Source organism: Streptomyces sp. AB3(2024) (genome assembly GCF_041862025.1).
Lineage (GTDB): Bacteria > Actinomycetota > Actinomycetes > Streptomycetales > Streptomycetaceae > Streptomyces.
This window is the reverse complement of the sequence record NZ_JBGWAB010000221.1, coordinates 1-7,697: the sequence shown is the minus strand read 5'-3', so window position 1 is coordinate 7,697 and position 7,697 is coordinate 1. Positions and strand designations below refer to the sequence as shown.

2 protein-coding genes are annotated in these 7,697 nt (G+C 76.1%); both read left to right on the top strand.

What is annotated here, in order from left to right:
• A partial coding sequence (locus ACEPPI_RS38965; RefSeq protein ID WP_373919991.1) for an SDR family NAD(P)-dependent oxidoreductase occupies positions 1-2,479 on the top strand: 2,479 nt, incomplete at its 5' end.
• A 46-nt stretch (positions 2,480-2,525) separates the two neighbouring features.
• Positions 2,526-7,697: type I polyketide synthase (locus tag ACEPPI_RS38960; RefSeq protein WP_373919990.1), on the top strand; the 5,172-nt coding region annotated here is incomplete at its 3' end.

Below are 7,697 nucleotides of genomic sequence, written 5' to 3'. Positions count from 1 at the left end.
CACGCGGACGCTCCTCGATCAGGGTTTCGGTGTGTTCATCGAGTCCAGCCCGCATCCCGTGCTGACCGTGGGCCTGCAGGAGACGGTCGAGGACGCGGGCCGCGAGGCCGCGGTCCTGGGCTCCCTGCGCCGCAATGAGGGCGGTCTGGAGAGGTTCTGGCTCTCCCTGGGCGAGGCCTACGTACGCGGTGTGGCCGTGGACTGGGACGCGGTGTTCGCCGGAACCGGCGCACAACACGTCGACCTGCCCACCTACGCCTTCCAGTCACAGCGGTTCTGGCCCGAGGCACTGTCCGCCGGCCCTGAGGCGCCGCCGGCCGAGAACGCGCTCGACGCCCGCTTCTGGGACGCCGTCGAACGCGAGGACCTCGCCGCCCTCACCGCCGAGCTGCACATCGAGGACGGTCAGCCGCTGACCGCCCTGCTCCCCGCCCTGTCCTCCTGGCGGCGCGAGAGCCGCGAGCAGTCCACCGCCGACGGCTGGCGCTACCGCGTCACCTGGAAGGCGCTGGCCGAAGCCGCTCCCACGCGGCTCTCGGGGACCTGGCTGGTCGCCGTGCCCGAGGCCCTGACCGGGCCGGCCGGTGACACGGCCGCCGCCGTGCTGCGCACGCTCGCCGAGCGCGGCGCGGAGGTCCACACGCTCACGATCGCCGCCGGTGCGGCCCACCGCGAGGCGCTCACCGCCGCGATCGAGGCCGCCACCGGAGGGGACACCGCCCCCGCCGGCGTCCTCTCCCTCCTCGCCCTCGCCGACAGCGACGGCGCCGCGCTGCGGGAGCACACCGGACTGCTCCACACCGCCGCGCTCGTCCAGGCCCTCGGCGACGCGCACGTGTCCGCACCGCTGTGGTGCCTCACCCGCGGCGCTGTGTCGGTGGCCCGCTCCGAGCGGCTACAGGACCCGGCACAGGCACTCCTGTGGGGCTTCGGCCGCACCGCCGCCCTGGAGTTCCCCGACCGCTGGGGCGGTCTGCTCGACCTGCCCGCGCAGCCCGACGAGCGGACTCTCGAACGGCTCGTCGGGGTGCTCGCCGGTGACGGGTCCGAGGACCAGGTGGCGCTGCGCCCCTCCGGCCTGTTCGGCCGGCGGCTGGTCCACGCCTCCCTCGCCGACGCGCCCCTCGCGCCCGCCTGGAAGCCGCGCGGCACCACGCTCGTCACCGGCGGTACGGGCGCCCTCGGCGCCCACGTCGCCCGCTGGCTCGCCGAGAACGGCGCCGAGCACCTGATCCTGACCAGCCGGCGCGGGGACGGCGCGCCCGGCGCCGCCGCACTCCGCGAGGAACTGGCCGCGCTCGGCGCCCGGGTCACGATCTCCGCCTGCGACATGGCCGATCGGGACGCCGTCGCCGCACTGCTGGCCTCCGTGCCCGCGGAGCAGCCGCTGACCGCCGTCGTGCACACCGCCGGCGTCCTCGACGACGGGGTGATCGACGGGCTGACGCCGGAGCGGTTCGCGACCGTACTCGCCCCCAAGGCGGACGCGGCGCTCACCCTCCACGAGCTGACCCGCGACCTGGACCTGTCGGCGTTCGTCCTGTTCTCCGGAGTCGCCGGCACCCTCGGCGACGCCGGGCAGGGCAACTACGCCGCCGCCAACTCCTACCTGGACGCGCTCGCCGAGCAGCGGCACGCCGACGGCCTGCCCGCCACCTCCGTGGCCTGGGGCCGCTGGGGCGACAGCGGACTGGCCGCGGGCGGCGCCATCGGCGAACGCCTCGACCGCGGCGGGGTGCCGGCCATGGCGCCGCGCTCCGCGATCCGGGCGCTCCAGCAGGCCCTGGACCACGCCGATCCGGCCGTGGCCGTCGCCGACATCCAGTGGGAGCGGTTCACGCCCGGCTACACCGCGGTGCGGCCCAGCCCGTTCCTCGGCGACCTGCCCGAGGTCCGCCGGCTCGCGCAGGCGGCCCCGGCCGCCGGCGACGGGGACGCGGGCGCGCCCGGGGCTCCGGGCGAGGCGCTGCGCCGACGGCTGACGGTGATGCCGCAGACCGAACAGGCCCTGGCCGTACTGGAACTGGTGCGCACCCACGCGGCGACCGCGCTGGGCCACGCCGGTACCGACGAGGTGGGCGCGGGCCGCGCGTTCAAGGAGCTCGGCTTCGACTCCCTGATCGCCCTGGAACTGCGCAACCGCCTGAACGCCGCCACCGGGCTGAAGCTCCCGGCCACGCTGGTCTTCGACCACCCGACCCCGGCCGTCCTCGCCGACTTCCTGCGGGCCGAGATCGTCCAGGACGGAAGCGCCGCGGCCGCGCCCGGCATCGCGGAACTGGAGAAGCTCGAATCCGCGCTCTCCGTCCTCGACCCGGACGGCGGGACGCGCGCCGACATCGCCTCGCGCCTCCAGGCCCTCCTCGCGAAGTGGGGTGAACCCCAAGCCCATTCGAGCGGCGAGGCCGTGGCCGAGAAACTCCAGGAAGCCACGCCCGACGAGCTCTTCGACTTCATCGAGAACGAGCTCGGTATCTAGCACAGCGGACAGCAGGCAGTAACAGCACAAGGGTTTTGTGACGAGCATGGGTGAGGTTCCAATGGCGCAGCAGGCAGCGGATCAGGACAAGATCATCGGCTACCTGAAGCGGGTGACGGCCGATCTGCACCAGACGCGGCAGCGCCTGCGTGAGGTCGAGGACCGGGAGCCGGAGCCGATCGCCATCGTCGGCATGGCCTGCAGGTTCCCCGGCGGCATCCAGTCGCCGGAGGACCTGTGGGACCTGGTCGCGGGCGGCCGGGACGCCGTCACCGACTTCCCGACCGACCGCGGCTGGGACCTGGAGTCCCTGTACGACGCCGACCCCGACCAGCGGGGCACCTCGTACACCCGCGAGGGCGGATTCCTCGACGGGGTCGGCGAGTTCGACGCCGGCTTCTTCGGGATCAGCCCGCGCGAGACCCTCGGCATGGACCCGCAGCAGCGCCTGCTGCTGGAGACGTCCTGGGAGACCTTCGAACGCGCGGGCATCGACCCGGTGACCCTGCGCGGCAGCAAGGCCGGCGTGTTCATCGGCACCAACGGCCAGGACTACCCCGACCTGCTGCGCGACGGGGTACCCCAGGGCGTCGAGCAGTACCTCCTCACCGGGAACGCCGCCAGCGTCGTCTCCGGCCGGCTCTCCTACACCTTCGGCCTGGAGGGCCCGGCGGTCACCGTCGACACCGCCTGCTCGGCCTCCCTCGTCGCCCTGCACCTCGCGGTGCAGGCGCTGCGCGGCGGCGAGTGCTCCCTCGCCCTGGCGGGCGGTGTCACCGTCATGTCCAGCCCGCGCGCCTTCGTGCAGTTCAGCCGGCAGCGCGGGCTCGCCCCCGACGGCCGGTGCAAGCCCTTCGCCGACGGCGCCGACGGCACCGGCTGGGGCGAGGGCGTCGGCATGCTCCTCGTGGAGAAGCTTTCCGACGCCCGCCGCAACGGCCACCCCGTCCTGGCCGTGGTGCGCGGCTCCGCGATCAACCAGGACGGCGCCTCCAACGGCCTGACCGCGCCCAACGGCCCGGCCCAGCAGCGCGTCATCCGCCAGGCCCTGACCAATGCCGGGCTCACCCCGGCGCAGGTCGACGTCGTCGAGGCGCACGGCACCGGCACCACCCTCGGCGACCCCATCGAGGCCCAGGCCATCCTGGCCACCTACGGCCAGAACCGGCCCGAGGGCCGCCCGCTGTGGCTGGGCTCCATCAAGTCGAACATCGGCCACACCCAGGCCGCCGCCGGTGTCGCGGGCATCATCAAGATGGTCGAGGCGATACGCCACGGCGTCCTGCCCGAGTCCCTGCACATCGACCAGCCGTCCAGCGCCGTCGACTGGGCCACCGGTGACGTCGCCCTGCTGGACCGGACCGTGCCCTGGCCCGAGACCGGCCAGCCGCGCCGCGCCGGCATCTCCTCCTTCGGCGTCAGCGGCACCAACGCCCACACCGTCATCGAGCAGGCCCCGCCCGTCGAGGCGCCGGCCGGGGCGGGGGAGAGCGGCCCGGCCGCCGCCGACCCCGCCGCCGCCGAGGCCGCCACCGGTCCCGTACCGCTGCTCGTGTCGGGCCACGGCGACGAGGGCCTGCGCGCCCAGGCGGGCCGCCTCGCCGCCCACCTGCGGGCCCACCCCGGACTCGCCGCCGACCCCGCCTCCCTCACCGACCTCGGCCTTTCCCTCGCCACCAGCCGCTCCGCGCTGGACCGCCGGGCCGTCCTCTTCGGCGCCGACCGCGAGCAACTCCTCGCAGACCTCGACGCGCTCGCCGCCGGCGAGCAGCCCGCGACCGCCCTCGTCGGCGCCGTCGGCGAGGGCAACACCGCCTTCCTCTTCACCGGCCAGGGCAGCCAGCGCCCCGGCATGGCCCGCGAGCTGTACACCACCCACCCCGTCTTCGCCCGCGCCCTCGACGCGGTCCGCGACGAACTCGACCGGCACCTCGAACGGCCTCTCTACGACGTCCTGTTCGCGGCCGAGGGCACCCCCGAGGCGGCCCTCCTCGACGCCACGGCCCACACCCAGGCCGCCCTCTTCGCCGTCGAGGTCGCCCTCTACCGCCAGCTCGAACAGTGGGGCGTGCGCGCCGACTTCCTCATCGGCCACTCCATCGGCGAACTCGCCGCCGCCCACGTCTCCGGCGTCCTGACCCTGCCCGACGCCGCAGCCCTCGTCGCCGCCCGCGGCCGCCTGATGCAGGCCCTGCCGGCCGGCGGCGCGATGATCGCGGTCGAGGCCACCGAGGACGAGGTCACCCCGCTCCTCACCGACCGGATCTCCATCGCCGCCGTCAACGGACCCCGCTCCGTGGTCGTCTCGGGCGACGAGGACGCCGCGATGGAACTCTCCGAGACCCTGCGCGCCCGCGGCCGCCGCACCAAGCGGCTCACCGTCAGCCACGCCTTCCACTCGCCGCTCATGGACGGCATGCTCGACGCGTTCCGCGAGGCCGCCGAAGCCGTCTCCTACGCGCCGCCCGTCATCCCGATCGTCTCCAACCTCACCGGCGCCTCCGTCACCGCCGAGGAGATCTGCACCCCCGACTACTGGGTCCGCCACGTCCGCGAGGCCGTCCGCTTCCTCGACGGCGTACGCGGCCTGGCCGCGCTCGGCGTCACCACCTTCGTCGAGGTCGGCCCCGGCGGGGTCCTCACCGCCCTCGCACAGGAATGCCTCACCGGCCAGGACGGCGAGGACGCCCCCGAGGGCCTCGTCTTCGCGCCCGCCCTGCGCGCCGACCGCCCCGAGCCGGCCGCGTTCGCCGCCGCCGTCGCCCGGGCCCACGTCCACGGTGTCGCGGTGGACTGGTCCGCCGTCTTCGCCGGGCGCGGCGGCACCCGCGTCGACCTGCCCACCTACGCCTTCCAGCGCCGCCTGTACTGGCCCGAGCCGCCCACCGCCTGGGCGGGCGACGTCACCGCCGCCGGCATCGGCTCCGCGGACCACCCGCTCCTCGGCGCGGCCATCACCCTGGCCGACGGCGACGGCTTCCTCTTCACCGGCCGGCTCTCCCTGGCCACCCACCCCTGGCTCGCCGACCACACCGTCATGGACACCGTGCTGCTGCCCGGCACGGCCTTCGTCGAACTCGCCCTCCAGGCCGGCGAGCACACCGGCTGCGAACTCCTCGACGAACTCACCCTCCAGGCGCCCCTGGCGCTGCCCCCGCACGGCGGCGTCCAGATCCAGCTCGCCGTCGGCGCGCCCGACGCCGACGGACGGCGCTCCCTGACCCTGCACTCCCGGCCCGAGGACGCAGCCGACGACACCTGGGGCGAAGGCGCCTGGACCCGCCACGCCACCGGCACCCTGGCCCGCGCCGCCCGCGACGCGGCCCGCACCGGCGCCGACCTCGCCGTCTGGCCCCCGCGGGACGCCACCGCCGTGCCCGTCGAGGGCCTCTACGACTACCTCACCGCCTCCGGCTTCGCCTACGGGCCCGTCTTCCAGGGCCTGACCGGTGCCTGGCAGCGCGCCGACGAGGTCTTCGCCGAGGTCCGGCTGCCCGAACAGGCACACGCCGACACGGCCCTCTTCGGCCTGCACCCGGCCCTGCTCGACGCCGCCCTGCACGCGGTCGGCATGGGCTCCCTGCTGGAGGACACCGAGCACGGCCGGCTGCCCTTCTCCTGGAGCGGCGTCACCCTGCACGCCGTCGGCGCCCGCTCCCTGCGCGTCCGCCTCGCCCCGGCCGGCCAGGACACCGTCCGCGTCGACCTCGCCGACGAGACCGGCGCCCCCGTCGCCACCGTGGCCGCCCTGCTGCTGCGCCCCGTCACCCCCGACCAGGTCCGCGCGGCCCGCACCGCCTTCCACGACTCGCTGTTCCACGTCGAGTGGAGCCCCCTGACCCTGCCGGCCGCCACCACCGTCGCCCCCGCCCAGTGGGCCCTGCTCGGCGCCGGGGCCGGACCGCGCTTCACCGCCGTGCTGCCCACCGCCACCGCCCACCCCGACCTCGCCGCGCTCGCCGCCGCCATCGAGGCCGGCGGCCCCGTACCGCAGGCCGTGGTCGTCCCGCTGCCCGCCGCCGACGGCCCCGCGCGCACCCCCGTCGATGCCGCACTGCCCGGAGCCGTCGGCGAAGCCCTGCACCACGCCCTGGACCTGGCCCAGGCCTGGCTGGCCGACGACCGCCTGGCCGGCTCCCGGCTGGTGTTCGTCACCCGATGCGCCGTCGCCACCACCCCCGCCGCCGACGTGCCCGACCTGGCGCACGCCCCGCTGTGGGGCCTGCTGCGCTCCGCCCAGTCCGAACACCCCGACCGCTTCGTCCTGATCGACCTGGACGAGCGCGAGGAGTCCCTGCGCGCCCTGCCCGCGGCCCTGGCGACCGGCGAGGCGCAGCTCGCCCTGCGCGAGGGCCGCGCCGTCGTACCCCGCCTGGGCCGGGTGCCCGCACTCCCCGCCGCCGAAGGCCAGGAGGCCCGCCCGCTCGACCCCGACGGCACCGCCCTGGTCACCGGCGCCACCGGCACCCTCGGCGGGCTCGTCGCCCGCCACCTCGTCACCGAGCACGGCGTCCGCCGCCTGCTGCTGACCAGCCGCCGCGGCGAGGCCGCCGCCGGCGCCGGAGAGCTGCTCGCCGCCCTGCGCGCGCTCGGCGCCGAGGTGACGCTGGCCGCCTGCGACGCCGCCGACCGCGAGGCCCTCGCCGCGCTGCTGGCCTCCGTACCGGCCGAGCACCCGCTGACCGCCGTCGTCCACACCGCCGGCGTCCTCGACGACGGCATCCTCGAAGCGCTCACCGCCGAGCGCGTCGACCGCGTCCTGCCCGCCAAGGTGGACGCCGCCGTGCACCTGCACGAACTGACCCAGGGCCTCGACCTGGCCGCGTTCGTCCTGTTCTCCGCCGCCGCCGGCACCCTCGGCGCGGCCGGCCAGGCCAACTACGCCGCCGCCAACACCTTCCTCGACGCCCTCGCCCACCGCCGCCGCGCCGAAGGCCTGCCCGCCACCGCGCTCGCCTGGGGCCTGTGGGCCGAGCGCAGCGGCATGACCGGCGACCTCGCCGACGCCGACCTGGAACGCATCTCCCGCGCCGGCGTCGCCGCCCTGTCCTCCGCCGACGGCCTCGCCCTCATGGACACTGCCCGCGCCGTGGGCGAGCCCACCGCCGTCCCCATGCACCTCGACCTGGCCGCCCTGCGCCAGGCCGACGCGAGCATGGTGCCGCCGCTGCTGCGCGGCCTGGTCCGGCCCGCCGCCCGCCGCACCGCGGCCGACCAG